A 20517-nucleotide genomic window follows, 5' to 3' on the forward strand; every position below is an offset into this window, starting at 1 on the left:
ACGCGAGCCCCAAAGGCGCTAACCAAGATCCTGACGAGAGCCATGGCCGGCACCTTAGAGCAAAGGCTGGTCGAGGTGAACCACCCTTTGCTTGGCCCACGCGGGGTCTAGGCCTTGGCGGACAACGCCCTTTGCAGGAAGACGTATTTCATCGCGGTTTGTGCAGCCTGCGGCCGGCGGTCGCCGCGCCCGCCATGGCCGCCCTCGGTCTCCTCGAAGAACAAAGTCCTGTCGTGCCCGGCTTCCTGAAGCCGCGCCGCCATCTTGCGGGCATGGCCGGGATGGACGCGGTCGTCGGCGGTCGATGTCGTCAGCAGCACCGGCGGATAGGCAGCGTCGGCTGACACATGCTGGTAGGGCGAATAGGTGCCCAGCCACCTGGCCTCTTCCGGTTTCGACGGATCGCCATATTCGCCCATCCACGAGGCGCCGGGCGGCAGGTCGGTGTAGCGCAGCATGTCGAGCAGCGGCACTTCGATGATGACGGCGCCGAACAGCTCGGGGTGCTGCGTCAGCGAAACACCGGTCAGCAAGCCGCCATTCGAACCGCCCTGGATGCCGAGCGAGCCGGCCGCGGCGATGCCGCGCTTGACGACATCCTTAGCCACCGCGGCGAAATCGTCGAAGGCATTCTGGCGGTTGCCCTTCAGCGCTGCCTGGTGCCAGGCGGGGCCAAACTCGCCGCCGCCGCGGATGCAGGCCTGCACATAGGCATTACCCTTTTCCAGCCACAGCCTGCCGCGCACGCCGGCATAGCCGGGCAGCAGCGGCACTTCGAAGCCGCCATAGCCGTAAAGCAGCGTCGGCACCGGACCCTTCTGGTCGCGCCGCCTGACAACGAAATACGGGATCATGGTGCCGTCCTTCGAGCGCGCCTCGAACTGTTCGGAAATCAGCGGCGCGGCATCGAAACGCGCCGGCTGCGCCTTCACCGTGGCGAGCGTCTCGCCATCGTCGTCCGACCAGATGATCGAACTCGGCGTCAGGAAATCGGTGAAGGAGAACGAAACGCTGGCCCCGAAATGCTCGGCATGCGCGATGCCGACATTGCCGTTTTCAGGCAGCGCCACCGGCTTGAGCGACCAGCCTTCCCCATTGCGCTCGGCGACGATGACCTTGCCGCGCACATTGTCCATCAGGTTGATGAACAGCCGGTCCTGCGTGCGGGCAATGCCGGCGATGGACACGCGATGCGCCGGCTCGAGCACGGTTTCGACAGGTCCCAAATCGCCGGTGTCGATCCAGCGTTCGAAATCCAGGGAATAGAGCCCGTCAGGCTGGCACTCGGTGCCATCGGGCGCCGTCCACGGGGTGCGCACGCCGAATACAAACCGGCCCTTGAACAGAGCACTGTCGGTGACATCGTCCGGCAACGGGATGCGCCGGTTTTCGCCCGATGGCAGGCGCAGAAAACTGTGCGAGGAGAAGAAGGCGATCGCGCGGGCCAGAAACAGATACTGCCTGTCGTCGTCATATTCGACCCCGACACCGGCCGCGAGATCCTGCTTCTCCGCCTCGAAGATCGGCGTCGCGTCTTCCAGGCGGGTGCCGCGCTTCCAAAGTTTGACGACGCGCGGATAGCCGGACTGGGTCTTGTCCTCTTCCTCGAATGCGGCCGAGACAAGGACGGTGTCCTTGTCCAGCCAGGAAAAGCCGGATTTGGAGGCGGGAGCGCGGAAGCCGCCCTCGACAAAGGATTTGGCTTCAATGTCGAATTCGCGCATCTCGCTGGCATCGCCACCATCCGGCGACATCGCCACCAGGCAGAGGTTGAAATCGGGGTAGAGGCGGCTGGCGCCGCTGAACACCCACTTCACGCCCTCCTTGGCCGACAGCACGTCGAAGTCGATGATCGTCTCCCAATCCGGCTTCTCGGTCTTGTAGGAGGCGACCGTCGTGCGGCGCCAGAGGCCGAGCACATTGGTCTTGTCCTGCCAGAAATTATAGACGTGACCGTTGAGCGCCGCACCGACCGCGATGTTGTCTTCGGCCGTCATCAGGTCGAGCGCCGTCTCGAACGCCGCCTGGTAGGACGGGTCGCCTTGCAGTTCGCCGACCGTGATCTCGTTCTGGCCATGCACCCAGTCGAGCGATTCCTTGCTGGTCCGATCCTCGAGCCAAAGGAACTTGTCCTCGGCGGCTGCTTCGGTCTGGCGTTTTGTCGTCGATTGGGTCACGCGTGGTCTCCAAGCTTTTGTCTGGCGGCCCTGCCTACATCGCGTCGCAGGCGGTTTTATTCAAGATGGTGACGTTGGGTCATCGAGACTGATGAAGGTTAGCCCCCGCTCCAGACAACCCCCGTCAGGCGTTTTGGCGCTTGAAGGATCGATAGAGCGCGAAGCTCACCAGCAGTGCGTCGAGGCCGGCGATGACCACCGGCAGGCCGAGCGGACCGATGACCTGCATCAAGGCACCAGCGCCGGGCGGGCCGACAATGCCGCCGGCACCCCACATCAAGGCGAAGGCGGCGTTGCCGGCGACCAGCACCGTTCCCTTGAAGCGGCTGCCGAGTTCGACCAGGGCCATGGTGTAGACGCCGTAGCCGACCGCGCCGACAGGATGAGGCCGACCGGCATCATCGCCGCCGAAAGGCCGATCAGCGCCGGCGACATGCCTTGCCGCTGCATCAAGAGCGTAAACAGCGGGTAGCTCAAGCCTTGCGCGGCACCAAACATGGCAAGCGCAGCGGTGACGCCGGCAAGCGCTGCCTATTGCGTCCCCGCTTCGCCATCGCTCGAACCGGTCGCGGCCATGCTGCTTTCCATGTGAACTGCCGGACCATTCAGCGGCAAACCATGAGCTAGCGGTTCGGATTCGCGAAAGGAAGGGCCGCCGCCGAAATCCCCTTGCGCCAAGGCCAGTGGACGCGTCCTATCTGTCGCAAACTGCCGTTCCGGCATGTCGCTTCCCTCGTCCTAGTGGTCGCCGCCTCCGCAATGGCCGGACAGCCGCCGGTCCATTATGCCGCCCGCTACCCGCATCGTACGAGGACCATCATGACCGCCGCCCTGCACCCAGCCGAACCGCCTTTGGCAACCGACCGCGCCCGTCGTGGTGGCCGTGCGGGCAAGCGCGCCGGCGGCTCGGCCGCCTTCGAACAGCCGGCTTTCCGACAGTTGAGAAACCCGCTGACGCCGACCAAGCTGGTCTCCGACGACGAGCTGGAATCGATCCACCTCGCCTCGTTGCGCGTCTTGAGGGAAATCGGAGTCGACGTGCTGCATGACGAAGCCCGTCGCATCATGAAGGAACATGGCGCCGACGTGACCGCGGGCAGCGAGCGCGTGCGCTTCGACAGTGACATGATCCTCGATCTCATCTCGAACTGCCCGTCGGAATTCACGCTGCATGCCCGCAACCCGGCGCACGATGTCCGCTTCGGCGGCAACAATGTGATCCTGTCGATGATGGCCTCGGCGCCGAACTGCTCCGACCTCGATCGAGGCCGCCGCCCGGGCAACCAGCAGGACTACCGCAACTTCCTGCGCCTGGCGCAGATGCACAACATCCTGAACTGCACCGGCGGCTATCCGGTCGAGCCGACCGACATCCACCCGTCGGTGCGCCACCTCGAATGCATCCGCGACCTCGCCACGCTGACCGACAAGGTGTTTCACATCTATTCGCTCGGCAAGGAACGCAATGTCGACGGCATCGAGATCACCCGCATCGCGCGCGGCATCAGCCATGAGCAGATGCTGGAAGAGCCGTCCGTCTTCACCATCATCAACACCAATTCGCCGCTCAAGCTCGACGTGCCGATGATGGAAGGCATCATCCAGATGTCGAGCAAGGGCCAGGTCGTTGTCGTCACGCCCTTCACCCTGTCGGGCGCCATGGCGCCGGTCACCATCGCCGGCGCGCTGGTGCAGCAGAATGCCGAGGCACTGTCCGGCATCGCCTTCGCCCAGATGGTGCGCAAGGGCGCGCCGGTCGGCTATGGCGGCTTCACCTCCAATGTCGACATGAAGTCCGGTTCACCGGCCTTCGGCACACCCGAATACATGAAGGCACAGCTGGTCGGCGGCCAGCTTGCCCGCCGCTACAAGATCCCCTACCGCACCTCCAACACCTGCGCCGCCAACACGGTCGACGCGCAGGCCGCCTATGAAAGCGTGTTTTCGCTGTGGGGCGCCATCCAGGGCGGCGGTAATCTGATGATGCACGGCGCTGGCTGGCTCGAAGGCGGCCTGCGCTGCTCCTACGAAAAAACCATTCTCGATATCGACCTGTTGCAGATGGTGGCGGAGTTCCTGACCCCGCTCGACCTCTCCGAAGAGGCGCTCGGCTTCGACGCCATCCAGTCTGTCGGCCCCGGCGGCCATTTCTTCGGCACCCAGCACACGCAAGACCGCTACAAGAACGCCTTCTATTCGCCCATCCTTTCCGACTGGCGCAATTTCGAGACCTGGGCCGAAGCCGGGTCGCCGACCGCGCTGGAAAAGGCCAATAAGGTCTGGAAGGAACGGCTGGCGTCCTACGAGGAACCCTATATGGACCCGGCCATCCGCGAAGAGCTCAACGACTTTGTCGAAAAGCGCACGTCCGAAGGCGGCGCGCCGACCGATTTTTGATCAACATCGCGCAGCGTCTGTCTCGCCGCTGACCAACACCTGATTCAATTTAAGCAAAAACGGACCCATCTTTATGAAATCTCACGTCAAAGCGGTTGTCATTGGCGGCGGCGTCGTCGGCTGCTCGGTTCTCTACCATCTGGCCAAGGCCGGCTGGACCGACATCATGCTGATCGAGCGCTCGGAGCTGACCTCCGGCTCGTCCTGGCACGCTGCGGGCGGCTTCCACACGCTGAACGGCGACCCCAACGTCGCCAAGCTGCAGGCCTACACTGTGCAGCTCTACAAGGAGATCGAGGAGATCTCCGGCCAGTCCTGCTCGCTGCATTTGACCGGCGGCGTGATGATGGCCGATACGCCCGAACGCATGGACTTCCTGCGCCTTGCCCACGCCAAGGGCCGCTATCTCGGCATGGACACCGAACTCATCACGCCGTCCGAAGCCAAGGCGATGTTCCCGCTGATGGACGAGACCAATTTCGTCGGCGCCATGTGGGACCCGGTCGAAGGCCATCTCGACCCCTCCGGCACCACCATTGCCTACTCCAAGGCAGCCAAGAAACTCGGCGCCGAAATCGTGCTGCGCAACCGCGTTGTCGATCTCACGCAGCAGCCCGACGGCACCTGGAATGTCGTTACCGAACAAGGCACGGTCCACGCCGAGCATGTCGTCAATTGCGGCGGCCTGTGGGCGCGCGAGATCGGCCGCATGGTCGGCGTCGAACTGCCGGTGCTGGCGATGGAGCACATGTATCTGCTCACCGAGCCGATGCCGGAGGTCGAGGAATTCAACAAGTCGACCGGCCGCGAAATGATCGGCGTGCTCGACTTCAAGGGCGAGATCTACACCCGCCAGGAGCGCAACGGCATCCTGCTCGGTACCTATGAAAAGGCCTGCAAGCCATGGTCGCCGGTCAACACGCCGTGGGATTTCGGCCACGAACTGCTGCCGCCGGATCTCGACCGCATCGCGCCGTCGCTGGAAATCGGCTTCAAGCATTTCCCCGGCATCGAGAAGGCCGGCATCAAGCAGATCATCAACGGCCCCTTCACTTTCGCGCTCGACGGCAACCCGCTGGTCGGCCCGGTGCAGGGCCTGACCAATTTCTGGTGCGCCTGCGCGGTTATGGCCGGCTTCAGCCAGGGCGGCGGCGTCGGCCTCGCTCTGTCCAACTGGATGGTGCATGGCGATCCCGGTTTCGACGTCTGGGGCATGGATGTCGCCCGCTTCGGCGAGTGGGCCGGTCTGCGCTACACCAACGCCAAGGTGCGCGAAAACTACTCGCGCCGCTTCTCCATCCGCTTCCCCAACGAGGAACTGCCGGCCGCGCGCCCGGCGCAGACGACGCCGCTCTACGACACCATGCTCGCCAACAACGCCGTCATGGGCGACAGCTGGGGCCTGGAAACGCCGCTGTGGTTCGCGCCCAAGGGCAAGGAACCTAGGGATATCGTCTCCTTCCACCGCTCCAACGATTTCGGGCCGATCGGCGAGGAAGTCCGCGCCACGCGCGAAAAGGTCGGCGTCACCGAGATTGCCAACTTCGCCAAATACGAAGTGTCGGGACCTGCGGCGGAGGATTTCCTCAACCGCCTGATGACCAACCGCATGCCGAAGATCGGTCGCATCGTGCTGACGCCGATGATCAACGAATTCGGCAAGCTGATCGGCGACTTCACCATCGCCAAGGCCGGTGAAGACCGCTTCATGATCTGGGGTTCGTCGGCCGCGCAGAAATACCACATGCGCTGGTTTGAGAAGCACCTGCCGAAGGACGGTTCGGTGCGCATCCACCGCTTCGACCAGACGTTGGTGGGTCTTTCGATCGCCGGGCCGAAATCGCGCGACCTCTTGCAGAAGCTGGTCGATGTCGACATCTCGACCAAGGCCTTCCGCTTCATGGACTTCCGCGAAATGGCGGTCGGCGGCGCGCCCTGCATGGTCAACCGCATCACCTATACCGGCGATCTCGGCTATGAGATCTGGATGGCGCCCGCCTATCAGCGTCTGGTCTACAAGGCCATCAAGGACGCCGGCGAGGAGTTCGGCCTGGTCGATTTCGGCATGCGCGCTTTGCTCTCCATGCGCCTGGAAAAGAACTTCCCGACCTGGTTCCGCGAGCTGCGCCCGATCTACGGACCGTTCGAAGGCTCGATGGACCGCTTCATCAAGCTCGAGAAGAACGACTTCATCGGCCGCGAGGCCGCCGCCAAGGAACAGGCGGAAGGGCCGAAGCTGCGCCGCGTCTCGTTCATCGTCGATGCGACCGATGCGGATGTGATGGGCGACGAGCCGATCTGGGCCAAGGTCAGCAAGGACTACGGCACGGTTGAAAAGCCGCATGGTTACGGCGCGCGGCGCTTCGACACAGCGGGCAAGGAAGTCCGCGGCTCGAAAGCGGCGGAAGGGGCTTCGGCCGTGCGCGGCATCGTCGATGGCGACTGGCGGGTGGTCGGCTGGGTCACCTCGGGCGGCTATGCGCATTCCGTGCAGAAATCGATGGCGCAAGGCTATGTGCCGGCTGCGCTTGCCGAGGACGAAAGTGCTGGCCTGTTCGAGATCGAGATCCTCGGCCATCGGCGTTCCGCCCGCATCAATGTCGAGGCGCCCTTCGACCCCAGCGGCGAGAAGATGCGGACCTAAAAAGGCGACAGCGTGTGTGAGATCGTGTAAGGGGCCATCGGCGGTGGCCGCAGCCTTTTCCCTCGATGAGAAGACGATCCCCTTGCAGTATCTAGAGAAATGGACGGACTGGCTGTGCGAAGGCAAGGTCGGTCCCTTCAACGCCGCGCTGGTCTGTCTCGCGGTCTATTGCCTTGTCCAGATCGTGGTGATGGCGCTGTTGTCCCACATCGTTGGAACCGGCGTCGGCGTCGACGATTCCGAACAGCTGATGTACATGCATTACCTCTGGGCCGGCTATGGCGGCTCGCAGCCGCCTCTCTATACGTGGCTTGCCCGCCTCGTCGCCGGCGTGGTCGGGACGAATATACTCGCGCTCAAGATCGTGAAGTATCTTCTGATCGGCGTGGCGCTGGCGTCGGCTTTCATCGCTGTCCGCCGTCTCGGCTATTCCAGCCGGGCCGGCGCCGCCGCCATGCTCGGCCTGTTGTTGTTTCCGCAGATGGTGTGGGAGATGCAGCATGCCCTCACCCACTCGATTGCCGCCTTCTGTTTTTCAGTGGTGCTGTTTCTTGCGCTCGTCGAACTGGTGCAGCGGCGATCGCTGACCGCCTACGTATTGTTCGGCGTGGCCATCGCAGCCGCGCTCCTGTCGAAATACAACAACGTGATTTTTCTCGCCGCGCTGGTGCTGTCCACCCTGTCGCTGCGCGAAACACGCGGCGTTATCCTCAACCGCCAGTTTTTGATCAGCGTGGCGGTGGCTGTGCTGCTTTGCCTGCCGACACTCTACTGGAGCCTGACGCACACCGACCAGGTGCTGTCGCACGCCGGCGGTTTCGGCATGGCCAGGGAAAGCGGCGTAATCCTGAACGCGTTCTCCGGAGTGTGGGGGTTGGGCAAGGCGATGCTGAATTTCGCACTGTTGCCGGCCGGGATATTCGCGGCCGCTTTTCTCATCGGCAGGAACAGGCCGGCGCCGGCCCGGCAACCGGCGCCATGGACCGAGAAACTGGTGTTGCGCACGATCGCCTTTGCGCTTGGTATGACGGTCGTGCTCGTCCTGACGAGCGGCGCGACGCAATTTCGCGATCGCTGGATGCTTCCCATCCTTGTGCTGCTGCCCGTCGCACTCGCCCTTCGCATGGACGCCAGGGGCGACAGGGGCCGGAAGTGGCAGGAGATCATCGTCTTTGTCGGCGCAACGCTTGCCATCCTTGTGCTGCCCTTGACCTGGTACGAGCACCTTTATGGCGGCGACAGCCGCGGCAGCATCGTGCGTGTGGACTACAATTCGCTCTACAGCCAGTTGACGGCAAACGGACCGATCCGCACCACCGTATCGAGTTGGCACTGGTTGGGAAATCTGCGTCTGGTCGACCCCGATCTCGTCGTCCTCGATGGAGAATTGCCGGACTTCGGCCAATTGCTGAAAGAGCCGGCGGTGTTCGTCACGGCAGACGACAGGGTGGGGGTCGAAACTATCCTCAAATTGCTGGATCAGGCCGGCTACGCAGCGGATGGACCGCCGCAGCAGCTGGCCGTGCCCATGCTGTTCGGCAGCGACCCGCCCACCCGCACTGTAACCGTCACGCGGTTGAAGAAGGTGGCGGCCGCGGCAGGCGCAACACCACAATAGCATCGGCAGGGAGGCGTCGGGTGGAGAAGCAAGGGTTCGGTCGTCACCGCAAGATCATGCCGTTCGAGCCGGGCTCGGTCGAGGCTTTGCGCGACGCCTCGCGCCAGAAGGCGGCTTCGCTCAACCAGCACGTGCTGGGCTATGGCGCGCTGGCTGAGTCCGAATGGCAAGCGGCAGGCATCGCAGCACCCGACCTGCCCGCGATGCGCAAATACCGGCTCGAGCGCATCCGCGCTGAGCTGAAGCGCCGCGGCTATGCCGGCGCCCTGCTCTACGACCCCGTCAACATCCGCTACGCCACCGATTCGACCAACATGCAGCTGTGGGTGGCGCACAATCCGACCCGCCACTGCTTCGTCGCCACTGAGGGACCGGTGGTGCTGTTCGACTATTTCTCCTGTGAGCATCTCTCCGACCATTCCGGCGTCGTCGACGAGGTGCGACCGGCAGTGTCGTGGATGTATCTCTATGGCGGCGAGTTGACCGAACAGAAGGTCCGACGCTGGGCCGCCGGCATCGCCGATCTGGTCAGGGAACATGGCGGCGGCAACAGCCGCATCGCCGTCGACCACATCAACCCGGAAGGCGTCGAGGAACTCGCTCGGCTTGGTATTGCCATTGGCAATGGCGAAGCGGTGATGGAAAACGCGCGGCTGATCAAGTCGCCTGACGAGATCCTCGCCATGCGCCGCGCCATCGTCGCGTGCGAGGCGGCGATGGGCGAGATGGAAGCGGCGCTGAAGCCGGGCATTTCCGAAAACGAACTCTGGGCCGAGCTGCATCGCGGCAACATTGCGCGCGGCGGCGAATGGATCGAAACCCGGCTGCTCGCGTCGGGGCCGCGCACCAATCCATGGTTCCAGGAATGCTCGTCACGCGTCATCGAAGCAGGTGACCTCGTCGCCTTCGACACCGACCTGATCGGCCCCTACGGCTTCTGCGCCGATCTCTCACGCACCTTACTTTGCGGCGACGAAAGGCCGTCGAACGAGCAGCGTGACCTCTTCCGCATCGCCGCCGACCAGATCGCCCACAACACGCAACTGATGCAGCCCGGCATCTCCTTCCGTGACCTGGTCGAACGCTCCGTAGTGCCTCCTGGAGATTGCTTCCCGACCCGATACGGCGTGCTCTATCACGGCGTTGGTCTGGCCGACGAATACCCGACCCTGCCGCATGCCAGCGACTGGACGCCGGGCACGCCCGACGGCGTGCTGGAGCCGGGCATGGTGCTGTGCGTGGAAAGCTATATCGGCAGGCTTGGCGGCCATGAGGGCGTCAAGATCGAGGAGCAGATCCTGATCACCGCGACCGGCAACGAGCAGCTTTCAACCTACCCGTTGGATGCGAGGCTGCTCGGCTAGACCGGCCAGGGCTTCGCGCAGCGCCCTGACTGTTTTTTCCGGCGTCATCCTGGCAGTGATGTATGGCAGGCCTTTGCGCCTTGCCGTCCAACCGACGACCGCCACCTTTTGGACGGCAGACTCGAAACGCTGCGCCAGCGCCCAGCTCTCACAGTCGATCGCGGCGATATCCGCCTTGCCCTCGGCAACCGCGACGATCGAACCGCGATGGCCGCCACTCTCGCTGCGCGACGAAAAGATATCGAGACTTTCGCCGGCCGCGTCCAGGTCTCGCGTCATCGCAATGACGCCCGACATCGAATCGCGACTGTTGAAGGTGAAGCGCTTGCCACGCATGAGATCGAGCGGCAGCAAGGCTTTGCCGTCCGCAGGCGACCGAACCTGTGGCCCCTCGCCTGTCCGCATCACCAGCGCGCTCGAATAGAGTTCGCCCTGACCGCCCTCGTAAGCGTCGTAGCTCGGCTGTCCGACCACCTGCACCTGTTTGGACAGGCCCAGCTCCATCGGCCCCCAGCAGGTCTGCGCGAACAGCAGCGCCGGATGCAGCCAGAGCTGGTGATGGTCGAGTTCGTTCGGCGGCAGCGTTACCGGATCGGGCGCGATCAGTCTGCCCTCGGCGTCGTGGATGCCGCCCGGCACCTGCGGCAGGTCACCATTGCGGCGCACGATAGCCTGCGGCGCATCGATGCCCTTGTGCCGAAAAGCCTTGCGCAACCCGGCCCATTGCGCGTCGACCTCGTCGCGCACTTCGGGCCAGTCATACATCGGCAAAGCCGCAACCAAGTCACTCATGCCGACACTCAATCATCATGTCTCAGGAAAGGATCGCAAAAACGCGGCGTCCAATCAGAATTGCCCGACACGGGGCCTGGGATGCCCCGAAATTATTCCTTGGGCGGCTCGGCGGGAACCGGCGCGCTGCCGAGCCCGCTAATACTGCGCGCCCTGACGCGCGGCTTGAACGCCCTGCCCGGCTCGGCCTGGCGGCGCAGCACCGGGTGAACGATCGGCTCCTTGGCCTTGAAGGCGTAGGCTTTGATCAGCGCAAAATAATTCGGGTAGGCATAGCCATTGTTCATCCGCAGCCACTCGTCGCGGCGGTCACGAAACAGCTTCGGCAGCTTGTACCAGGCCACCGTCGGGGTCTTGTGATGGACGAAGTGCAGATTGTTGTTGAGGAAAAGGAACGACAGCGGCGAGCGCTCGATGATCACCGTGCGTCCCTCAGGATGCTCGGACCACTGATGCTCGGCGAAGGTGCGGACAGCGATCAGCGACTGGCCGAGCCAGACCGGCACCAGAATGTAGAGCCATACGGGGATGCCGAAGCCGAACTGCACGACCGGCAGCACGATGGCAAGGCCGATAGCATGCAACAACCAGGCTTTGCGGATCACCTTGTCGCCGGCAATCATATGCTTGGCGTCGTCGATGAAGAAACCGATGCAGGACAGCCAGGGGCCGAGAAAGAAACGGCCGACCATGGTGTTGTTGATCTTGAGCAGGAATTTCATCGTCGCCGGCAGATCGTCATGCATCCACAGCGCCTGGTAATAGCTCTCGGGATCGTCGAGCGGATCGGTCAGTCGCTCGTCGGCGTGGTGGCGCAAGTGAAGCGTCTTGAAGCGACGGAACGGCCAGACCAGGCCGATCGGCAGGAAGACGAAGGCTTCATTGATCAGCGCGCTGCGCGTCGGATGGCCATGCAGCACTTCGTGCATGATTGACGACTGCAGGGCCAGGATGAAGCCGAGGAGAATGAGAGCCAGGATCGGATAAGAGGGCCAGAACAGCAGACCGACAGCAAGCCATGTTCCGTAACAGAAGAAAGCGAGGACCACGGTCGGCCATTCGATGGCCGCTGCGTTGCGTCGCTTGATGCTCTTGCCTGCCATGCTATCGACCACTGTCCTTCAGTCGCCGGAACCCCAATTGGCTCCTGACAGCATAGTGTCAGGAGAAGCGATTCCACTCAACGAGACAAAGTGTACAAAATGTTGCGATTGCGCATTTTTGACCGCATATGTTATACATTGTAAACGACCTAGGGATTCATTTACGCCTGAAGCCCTGATTCGACGGCTCTGGCGCAAATTTTTCCTCAAATAGCCTAGGGAACGAACAGTGGACAAACGGGACCTGTCAGCCATCTTTCGGGAGCGTCTGAAGCTGCTCCTGACACGATCCGACCTCAACCAGTCGGCCTTCGCATCAGCAGTCGGCATCGATCGGTCGGCGCTGTCGCAACTGATGTCCGGCGCTTCGACGCGGCTGCCGCGCGCCGAGACGCTGCTCAACATCGCCGCCGAATTCAAAGTGTCTCTGGATTGGCTGCTTGGGCTCAGCCAGGACGAAGGCGTCACCGGCGAAATCCGCGAAAGCCTGGAGATCGAGGAGGCGCCCGACGGTTTCGACCGCACGCTCTTGGCCAAATGGTTTGCGGAAGCCGCGGGCACCAAGATCCGCTATGTCCCGGCCGGCATTCCCGACCTCCTGCGCACACACCAGCTGGTCGACTACGAAGCCAACATCACCAACCGAAGCCGTCTGGCGCAGGCCAGCGAGACCCAGTACCGCATCGAGTACAACAGGCGCCCGGAGACCGACATGGAGGTCTGCATGCCGCGCCACACGCTGGAGATTTTTGCCCGCGGCCTCGGCGTCTGGGATCGTTTTCCCGAGGCAGACCGGCGGCAGCAGCTCGCCCATATGGCGACGCTGCTTGATGATCTCTACCCGACCTTCCGCCTGTTTCTCTATGACGGCCGCATGCGCTACTCGATCCCGCTGACCATCTTCGGTCCCTACCGCGCCGCCATCTATGTCGGCGACATGTATGTGGTGCTGAATGCCACCCAGCCGGTGCAGGCGCTGACCCGGCATTTCGACAATCTGATCCGCGCCGCCGACGTCAACCCGCACGAAGCAGCCGCCTTCGCGCGCAATCTGGCCGGCGCGTGGTTCCCGTCGGGTTCTGCCTGATCGTCAACGCCCCGGAAAGGTTCGCAGCGCGGCCGCGGCCCGCAAACACATTGACTGGACATAAAGACTTCTTTATATCCTTATTCCATTCGAAAATCTGAAAGCCGATCCGATGACCGCAACCAATCCTATCGACGCATTGCTGGCCGAAAAGGGTGTGCTGCTCGCCGACGGCGCCACCGGCACCAATCTGTTCGCCATGGGTCTGGAGGCCGGCGAAGCGCCCGAGCTGCTCAACGAGACAGCGCCTGACACCATCACCAGCCTGCACCAGAATTTCGTCGATGCCGGCGCCGACATCATTCTTACCAACTCTTTCGGCGGCACCCGCCACCGGCTGAAGCTGCACCACGCGCAGGATCGCGTGCATGCGCTGAACAAGCGCGCCGCCGAGATCGCCCGTGGTGTCGCCGACAAGGCCGGCAGGAAGGTCATCGTCGCCGGCTCGGTCGGCCCGACCGGCGAGTTGCTGGTGCCGCTCGGCGCCATGACCTATGACGAAGCGGTCGAGGCCTTCGCCGAACAGATCGAGGGTTTGAAGGAAGGCGGCGCCGAAGTCGCCTGGATCGAGACCATGTCGGCGCCGGACGAGATCCGCGCCGCCGCCGAAGCCGCCATCCGCGTCGGCCTGCCCTACACCTATACCGGGTCGTTCGACACCGCCGGCCGCACCATGATGGGTCTGTTGCCCAGGGACATCCATGGCGTCGTCGACGGGCTTTCGCAAAACCCGCTCGGCGTCGGCGCCAATTGCGGTGTCGGCGCCTCCGACATCCTGGCATCGCTGCTCGACATGACCGAGGCGAAGCCGGAAGCAACGGTAATCGTCAAGGGCAATTGCGGCATTCCGGAATTCCGCGGCACCGAGATCCATTATTCCGGCACGCCGGAACTGATGGCAGACTATGTCAGGCTGGCGGTCGATGCCGGCGCCAAGATCGTCGGCGGCTGCTGCGGCACCTCGTTCCAGCACCTTGCCGCGATGCGCAAGGCACTCGACGCGCACACCAAAGCTGAACGCCCGACTGTCGCGGCGATCGTCGAACGCATCGGTCCGATGCGTAACAAGGTGGCGACGGAAAACACCGCCGAGACCAGCGAAGCCCGCCGCGAGCGCCGTCGCAGCCGGGCCTGATATCGGTCAGGTTACTCGCTGTTTTCAGCGTAACGCGATAGCGCCGTCTTGAAATCCACGACGGTGCTGTCGGCGTTTCCGCTCATCGTCGTCACCAAGTCACCCGATGACTCCGGATTGCCGATCTGCTCCAGCATGACGCGGAAGCGGTCGTTGTTCAGCGCCGACATCGCCGTGGTCCTGGCCGCGGCCACATCATTCATGATGCGCCGAGATTCCGCCGAAGGCGCCTGCGAAGCGGTCGACTGAACGTCCCTTGCCGCCGGCATCGAAGTCGCAATGTATCTGATCTGCAATTCGGCCCCCAAAGCCCTGTATTAGCTCTTCGTAACAAGAGGAAATTGCGATCCGGTTCCGGAATTGCCGCACAATTTAACGATCCGGCACATCACCCTTTGTTCGAGATTCTCACCCAAATACCACCAGGCCCGAAAAAAGGCCGGCAAGGAAAGATCCTCGCCGGCCGGCCTCACCCGCCCGTAGCCGGTACCTCCGTATCAGAACGACCCCGTCTGAAAGGAACCGGCTGTATTGCCACTACCGGTTACCGCCCAGCACCGAGGCAAGGCGCACAAGCGAAAGGAACTCGGACCTGTACCCAAACGGGTCGGCTCCTCGGGCGGCGGTGGCAATCTCCATGATCTTGTCGTAGCCGAACTTCGCGGTCGCATCCTCGTCGCGCAGCTTCTGGCCGAAGGCGGCGACAGCGACGGAGAAACGCTGGTCGGTGCTGGCCTGGTCGAAGGACTCGACCTCGTTGGCCGAGGTCACCGGCGTGGTGATCAGCTTCGAGACGTCTTCGTTCGGCAGCTTGTAGCGGATCTTCACGAAGGCATATTCGTCGGCATTGGCGACGCCGCCATTGTTGACGGTGGCCTGGCCGTAGCGCAGCGGATCCATCGTCTCACCGCCACTGCCCTTCGGCGTGATCTCGTAGATCGCGGTGACCGAATGGCCCGAGCCGATATCGCCGGCATCGACGCGATCGTTGTTGAAATCCTCGCGGTTCAAGGCGCGGGTCTCGTAGCCGATCAGCCGGTATTCCGAGACCTTGTTCGGGTTGAACTCGACCTGGATCTTGACGTCCTTGGCGATGGTGAACAGCGTCGAGGAGGCATCCTCGACCAGGACCTTCTCGGCCTCGGCCAGCGTGTCGATATAGGCGGCGGTGCCGTTGCCGTTCTGGGCGATGGTCTGCATCATCTGGTCGTTCAGATTGCCGCGACCGAAGCCGAACACCGACAGGAACACGCCCGTCTTGCGCTCCTGCTCGATCAACCGCTTCAGATCCTCGTCATCAGTCTGGCCGACATTGAAGTCGCCGTCTGTGGCCAGCATCACACGGTTGATGCCGTCCTTGACGAAGGACTGCTGGGCAAGCTTGTAAGCTTCCTTGATGCCCGCCTCGCCGGCCGTCGAACCGCCGGGCGTCAGATTGTCGATCGCATTGAGGATCTTGTCCTTCTCGGTGACCTTGGTCGGCATCAGCACGGTGCCCGCGTCACCGGCATAGGTGACGATCGAGATGGTGTCGTCCGCCTTCAGCTTGCTGACCAGCAGCCGGAACGCCGACTTGAGCAGCGGCAGCTTGTCCGGCTCGTCCATCGAACCCGAGACGTCGATCAGGAACACCAGATTGGCCTTGGGCTGCTCGACCGGCTTGATGTCGAAACCCTTGATGGCGACGTGCATCAGCTTGGTGTGCCCGTTCCACGGCGTCGGCATGACGCTGACGGTCGAGTTGAACGGCGTCGACGCGGAGTCCGGACCCTTCCAGTCATAGGGGAAGTAGTTGACCATCTCCTCGACGCGCACCGTATCGGCCTGCGGCAGGTAGCCCTGCTTCAGCGAGCCGCGCACGAAGGAATAGGAGGCGGTGTCGACGTCGATCGAGAAGGTCGAGACCGGGTCCTGAAGGGCTGCATGCACCGGATTGGTCTTGAAATCCTCGACGCGGTCGCGGTTTTCCTCCTGCGGCGCAATCTGGTCGGCCGGCAGCGTCGAAGGCTGCTGCGGCGCCATTAGCTTGGATTCGGCCGTCCCCTGGACACGGCTGGCCCGTGCGCCATCTGCCGCTGGCGCAGCTGGTGAAAATCCCATGGTAACTCTGCCACCCGATGGTGCGGCCTCGGTGCTTGGCGCAGGCTCAGGCGCCTGCTGGTTAGTCTGCAAAGTGCCGTACTCGGCTTCGTTCACCTTCGCCGCAGCTTCGGTCTTCGGGGGCGCGGTCGGCGCGACAAGCGCGTCGTTGACGTCGCGGCTTCGCACTTCGGCATCCGCATCGGCCTTCTTCAGGTCGCCTTCGGGCGCCTGCTTGTCTTTTGCCGGCGCATTGGTTGCCGGTTTGTCGGCCAGGGTTTCGGTGATCTTCTCGTCGCCTCCGAACGGCGACGGCTGTTCCCTCAGCATGTGGAAGGTGGCGTATCCGGCGATCGGCAGGGCGACGAGCCCGGCAATGGCTGGCGTGGCAATGAGTTTCTTTTGCATGATCTCGCTCCAGAGCTTTTGTGCTCGCTCTGTGAGACGAAGCCCGCCAACCGATCCTTGGGTGACGGCAGAAATATTTTCCTGATCATAGGCGCGCATGGCGGCTTCGAAGGCGCGTGCCTTCGCGCTCTCGCCCGGCGCCGGTACTGCTGCATCGCGCAGCCTGTTGAGTTCGTTGTCGTCGACCATGGTCACACTTCCCCGGCTGAACGCATCAACGTCTTCAGCCGTTTCTTCGCTTCATGGATGTGCCAGGAAACCGTCGTCTCCGAGATTGCCATCGCCTCGGCGGCGGCCGCATGGCTCAAACCTTCGCCATAGACCAGAAGTACTGCATCGCGCTGCTTGTCCGGCAATTGCCGCACCGCTGCCCAGAGCGCCTCCGTGGGATCTTCGGGTTCGGCCGAGGCCTCGCCCGATATGATGCTGTAGGCACCGTAGGCCTCGGTCTTGACGTTCTCGCGCGAGGTCTTGCGCATCATGTCGCGCGCCGCGTTCATCGTCACGGAATAGAGCCATGTCGTGAACGCGCCGCCGCCGCGATAGTCGCGGATCGCCTTGCCGAGACGGACACAGACTTCCTGGGCGATGTCTTCGGCATCGGCCTTTTTTCCGCACCAGCGATAGGCGGCGCGATAGACGAAGTCGTAGTGCCGCTCCAGCAATTTGCCGAAGGCACCCCTGTCTCCGCCCTTCGCCCGCCCGATCAATTCGGCGTCGGAGGCTTCGCTCTCATCCAGCATCATCGCCATCATTTGCCTGTTGGACGAAGGCTAATGGCCAATCCTTGGGGTTATGGAAAGATTTTTTTCAGGCAGGCGCTTTTTGAAACTAGACGGCTTGTCCTGCCACCCAACCGGACGACCACGCCCACTGGAAATTGTAGCCGCCAAGCCAGCCCGTGACATCGACGACTTCGCCGATGAAAAATAGTCCCGGCACGGATTTCGCCTGCATCGTCTTCTGGTCGAGCCCGTTGGTGTCGACGCCGCCAAGCGTCACTTCGGCGGTGCGATACCCCTCCGAACCGGCAGGCTTGATGTGCCAGTCGTTGACGGCGGCTTCGACGGTTTTCATCTGAACATCCGTCAAATCAGCGAGATTGCCATCGATCCCGGTGCGCTCCGCCACCGCTTGTGCCAGGCGCTTCGGCAGATGGTTTGCCAGCACCGTCTGCACCGCTTGCCTGCCATTGACGCGCCGGGCGGCGCGAAGCAGTTCGGCCACATCCATTCCAGGCAGCATGGCGATGCGGATCTCGTCGCCCTCGCGCCAATAGGACGATATCTGCAGGATGGAAGGCCCGCTCAGGCCGCGATGGGTAAACAGCATCGCCTCCGAAAACCGGGTCTTGCCGCAAGAGACGTCAGCGTCGACGGCGTTGCCGGCCAAAGGCGCCAGCCGCTCGAGCGTCATGGCGTCGAAGGTCAGCGGCACCAGAGCCGGGCGGGTTTCCACCACCGCCAGGCTGAACTGCGCCGCAAGCTCGTAGCCGAAACCCGTCGCGCCCATCTTGGGGATCGACTTGCCGCCACAAGCAACGACCAGCGATTGGCAGGCGACCGTTCCACTGGTGAGCGAAAGCACAAACCCTTCCACGGTCCTGGTGACATCCCGGACCTCGGTCGACAATGCCAATTCCACGCCCCGGTCCCGCATCTCCGCGACCAGCATGCCGATGATCTGCTGCGCCGAGCCATCGCAAAACAGCTGTCCCAGCGTCTTCTCGTGATAGGCGATGCCATGGCGTTCGACGAGCGCGATGAAATCGCGCTGCGTGTAGCGGCTCAGCGCCGAGATGCAGAAATGCGGATTACCCGAGATGAAATTCTTCGGGCTGGTATGGATGTTGGTGAAATTGCAGCGGCCACCGCCGGAGATGCGGATCTTCTCGCCGGGCTTTGCCGCGTGATCGAGCACCAGAACCGAGCGACCGCGCTTGCCAGCCTCGATGGCGCACATCATTCCGGCCGCACCCGCGCCGATCACCACGACATCATAGGATTGCATCAGGCCAACGTTCCCGCTCGGCCGGCGCTATTCTGGCGGCCGCGCCAATGGTTCTGCCTCTAGCGCGTCAGGCAAGCAACCGGCAAGACCAACAGTCAGGCCAGCGTCTCGGCAAACAGCGTCGTCAATCGCTTCCAGTGGCGCTCGGCGCCGAAGGCATTGAAGACGCTGTGGTCCGACACGCACCAGCCATGCGCCATGCCGGCATAGTTTTCGATGGCGTGGTCGACTTCCGCGACGCGCAGCGCCTCGGCCAGTCGCGCCGACTGCTCCGGCGGAAAGCTGCGGTCGACACCGGCAACGCCGACATAGACGCGCGCCTTGATCGAGGCCGCCTTGCGGTGCGGGCTGTCGGCATTGTCGCCGGCGAGATTGCCGCCATGGAAGCTGGCTGCCGCGACGATGCGATCGGGATGGGTGGCGGCGGCATTCAGCGCCCGCGCCCCGCCCATGCAGTAGCCGACCGTGCCGATCGGTCCGGTGACACCTTCAGCGGCGAGCGCATCGAGAAAAGCGCCGCTGTCGCGGATGGTCATGTCCTGCGTCGTGCCGTGGACCAACGCCATCAGCGCGGCCTTGGTCTCCTCCACGACGAAAGCGGTCTTGGCATCGAACGGCCCGTAGGGCGCATTGCGATAGAAGAGATCCGGCACCAGCACCGCGTAGCCCTCGCCTGCAAGCCGCTCCGCCATTGCGTCGAGCGCCGGCCGCGGGCCGAAAGCGTCCATGTAGAGAATGATGCCGGCCTTGGCCGGGGAAGCGGCCGCCGGACGGAACAACCCCGCTGTCGCAACGCCGTCCTCGGTCTTTATCTCAATCTCCTGCTTCGCCATGGCCCGCTCCGTTGACTGTCGTGCGATACATATCCGCAGGCATTGTCAGGGCAAGCTGTTCCCTGACAATTGCGTTCAACATTCTGTGCGGGCGTTTAACACCCGCTAGAGGCCGGCAAAGCTCGCCATGTGAAAGCCCTGAACCTCAGGGGGATAGCGATAGGCCGTGCCATACGGACAAGCGTTGCGGTCGAGGCAGCCACCGCCCCGACACGGTTCGCCATTCGCTCCCCGCACATGCGCCAGGCACGCCTCATAGGCGAAGCCGTCCACGGAATAGGCATCGACCGGACAGGATTTCAGGCAAGGTTTTTCGACACATGCGTCGCAAAGGTGAATCACCTCGCGAGGTTCCGGAAGCGCGATCGCATCCTCGAACAGCAGCGCGCCGCGATAGGCGTGCCAGAGCCCGTATTTCGGATGCATGAGAATGCCGAGCGGCGACGGTTTCAGCCCTTCGGCCCGCATCGCCCATTGCTGGAACGGGAAATACGGCTTGTCGGATGGCGAAACCGCGCGCGCGCCAAATTTTTCCGCAACCGCGCCGATCACCTCGCGCGACCATGTGTCGAGCGGGTTGGCGATGACCTCCGGTTGCCGTTCGCGCCAGCGCTGGAAATGCAACCAGGGTGCCGCACCCGCCTGTCCGACCAGAAGGGTTGACTTGGCGGCTGCGCCTGAAACGGCAAGGGGAACCTCCTCGCCTGCCGCGAAGTTGAACCCGCCGCGCAGGATGAGGCCGTTGGCGGAAAGCGCGGCCGCTATCTCGTCAGCGGTGCCGCGCACAATCATCCCTTTTGGTCCGGGTCAGAGAAAGCGCTCCGCCAGACTTCCTTGTGGATGATGTTGGCGACTTTAGCCCCGCCTGAC

16 protein-coding genes are annotated in these 20517 nt (G+C 63.2%); 6 read left to right on the forward strand and 10 right to left on the reverse strand.

Going from position 1 to position 20517, the window contains the following annotated elements:
- Positions 1-107: 107 nt before the first annotated feature.
- Both AC1D1L_RS13855 and AC1D1L_RS13860 read right to left on the reverse strand, forming a co-directional pair.
- Positions 108-2177: a prolyl oligopeptidase family serine peptidase gene (locus tag AC1D1L_RS13855; RefSeq protein ID WP_477342031.1), complete on the reverse strand. Its 2070-nt coding sequence runs from the start codon at positions 2175-2177 to the stop codon at positions 108-110.
- A gap of 124 nt (positions 2178-2301) precedes the next feature.
- Positions 2302-2526: a hypothetical protein gene (locus AC1D1L_RS13860; protein WP_477342033.1), complete on the reverse strand. Its 225-nt coding sequence runs from the start codon at positions 2524-2526 to the stop codon at positions 2302-2304.
- A 470-nt stretch (positions 2527-2996) separates the two neighbouring features.
- Between AC1D1L_RS13860 and AC1D1L_RS13865 the strand changes: the two genes are divergently transcribed.
- The 4 genes from AC1D1L_RS13865 to AC1D1L_RS13880 all read left to right on the forward strand — a co-directional run bounded on the left by AC1D1L_RS13865 (position 2997) and on the right by AC1D1L_RS13880 (position 10200).
- Positions 2997-4574 carry a trimethylamine methyltransferase family protein gene (locus tag AC1D1L_RS13865; protein ID WP_477342035.1) on the forward strand — a complete coding sequence of 526 codons (1578 nt, stop codon included), beginning with the start codon at positions 2997-2999 and terminating at the stop codon, positions 4572-4574.
- Positions 4575-4647: 73 nt separating this feature from the next.
- Complete coding sequence (locus AC1D1L_RS13870) at positions 4648-7218, forward strand: GcvT family protein (RefSeq protein WP_477342037.1); 2571 nt, start codon at positions 4648-4650, stop codon at positions 7216-7218.
- 43 nt (positions 7219-7261) lie between these two features.
- The gene (locus tag AC1D1L_RS13875; RefSeq protein ID WP_477342038.1) at positions 7262-8836 is read left to right on the forward strand and encodes an ArnT family glycosyltransferase; all 1575 of its coding nucleotides are present in this window, start codon (positions 7262-7264) and stop codon (positions 8834-8836) included.
- A 56-nt stretch (positions 8837-8892) separates the two neighbouring features.
- Entirely contained in the window at positions 8893-10200 is a 1308-nt protein-coding gene (locus tag AC1D1L_RS13880) for a M24 family metallopeptidase (protein WP_477342191.1), read from the forward strand.
- Here the strand turns inward: AC1D1L_RS13880 and AC1D1L_RS13885 are convergent.
- On the reverse strand, positions 10165-10992 hold the full coding sequence (locus AC1D1L_RS13885; RefSeq protein WP_477342040.1) for a phosphate/phosphite/phosphonate ABC transporter substrate-binding protein: 828 nt from the start codon (positions 10990-10992) through the stop codon (positions 10165-10167). The two genes, AC1D1L_RS13880 and AC1D1L_RS13885, sit on opposite strands and share 36 nt — an antisense overlap.
- A gap of 92 nt (positions 10993-11084) precedes the next feature.
- A complete protein-coding gene (locus AC1D1L_RS13890; protein WP_477342042.1) occupies positions 11085-12095 on the reverse strand; it encodes a fatty acid desaturase in 1011 nt (336 codons plus the stop codon).
- A gap of 229 nt (positions 12096-12324) precedes the next feature.
- Between AC1D1L_RS13890 and AC1D1L_RS13895 the strand changes: the two genes are divergently transcribed.
- Positions 12325-13182 (forward strand): helix-turn-helix domain-containing protein, encoded by an 858-nt coding sequence (locus AC1D1L_RS13895; protein WP_477342044.1) that lies wholly within the window; start codon positions 12325-12327, stop codon positions 13180-13182.
- Between the two features lie 112 nt (positions 13183-13294).
- Positions 13295-14317, forward strand: coding sequence for a betaine--homocysteine S-methyltransferase (bmt, locus tag AC1D1L_RS13900; protein ID WP_477342046.1), 1023 nt, complete (start codon positions 13295-13297; stop codon positions 14315-14317).
- An 11-nt stretch (positions 14318-14328) separates the two neighbouring features.
- On the opposite strand, the gene AC1D1L_RS13905 is transcribed toward bmt, so the two are convergent.
- From AC1D1L_RS13905 to AC1D1L_RS13930, 6 genes are all read right to left on the reverse strand, one after another.
- Positions 14329-14520, reverse strand: a complete 192-nt coding sequence (locus AC1D1L_RS13905) for a hypothetical protein (protein ID WP_477307393.1) — start codon at positions 14518-14520, stop codon at positions 14329-14331.
- A 334-nt stretch (positions 14521-14854) separates the two neighbouring features.
- Complete coding sequence (locus AC1D1L_RS13910; protein ID WP_477342048.1) at positions 14855-16993, reverse strand: vWA domain-containing protein; 2139 nt, start codon at positions 16991-16993, stop codon at positions 14855-14857.
- 2 nt (positions 16994-16995) lie between these two features.
- A complete protein-coding gene (locus AC1D1L_RS13915) occupies positions 16996-17556 on the reverse strand; it encodes an RNA polymerase sigma factor (protein WP_477342050.1) in 561 nt (186 codons plus the stop codon).
- Positions 17557-17635: 79 nt separating this feature from the next.
- Positions 17636-18814, reverse strand: coding sequence for a BaiN/RdsA family NAD(P)/FAD-dependent oxidoreductase (locus tag AC1D1L_RS13920; RefSeq protein WP_477342052.1), 1179 nt, complete (start codon positions 18812-18814; stop codon positions 17636-17638).
- Positions 18815-18909: 95 nt separating this feature from the next.
- Positions 18910-19647, reverse strand: coding sequence for a dienelactone hydrolase family protein (locus AC1D1L_RS13925; protein ID WP_477342054.1), 738 nt, complete (start codon positions 19645-19647; stop codon positions 18910-18912).
- Between the two features lie 105 nt (positions 19648-19752).
- The gene (locus AC1D1L_RS13930; RefSeq protein ID WP_477342056.1) at positions 19753-20439 is read right to left on the reverse strand and encodes a hypothetical protein; all 687 of its coding nucleotides are present in this window, start codon (positions 20437-20439) and stop codon (positions 19753-19755) included.
- Positions 20440-20517 lie beyond the last annotated feature (78 nt).

This window comes from Mesorhizobium sp. P2_D6 (genome assembly GCF_056404315.1).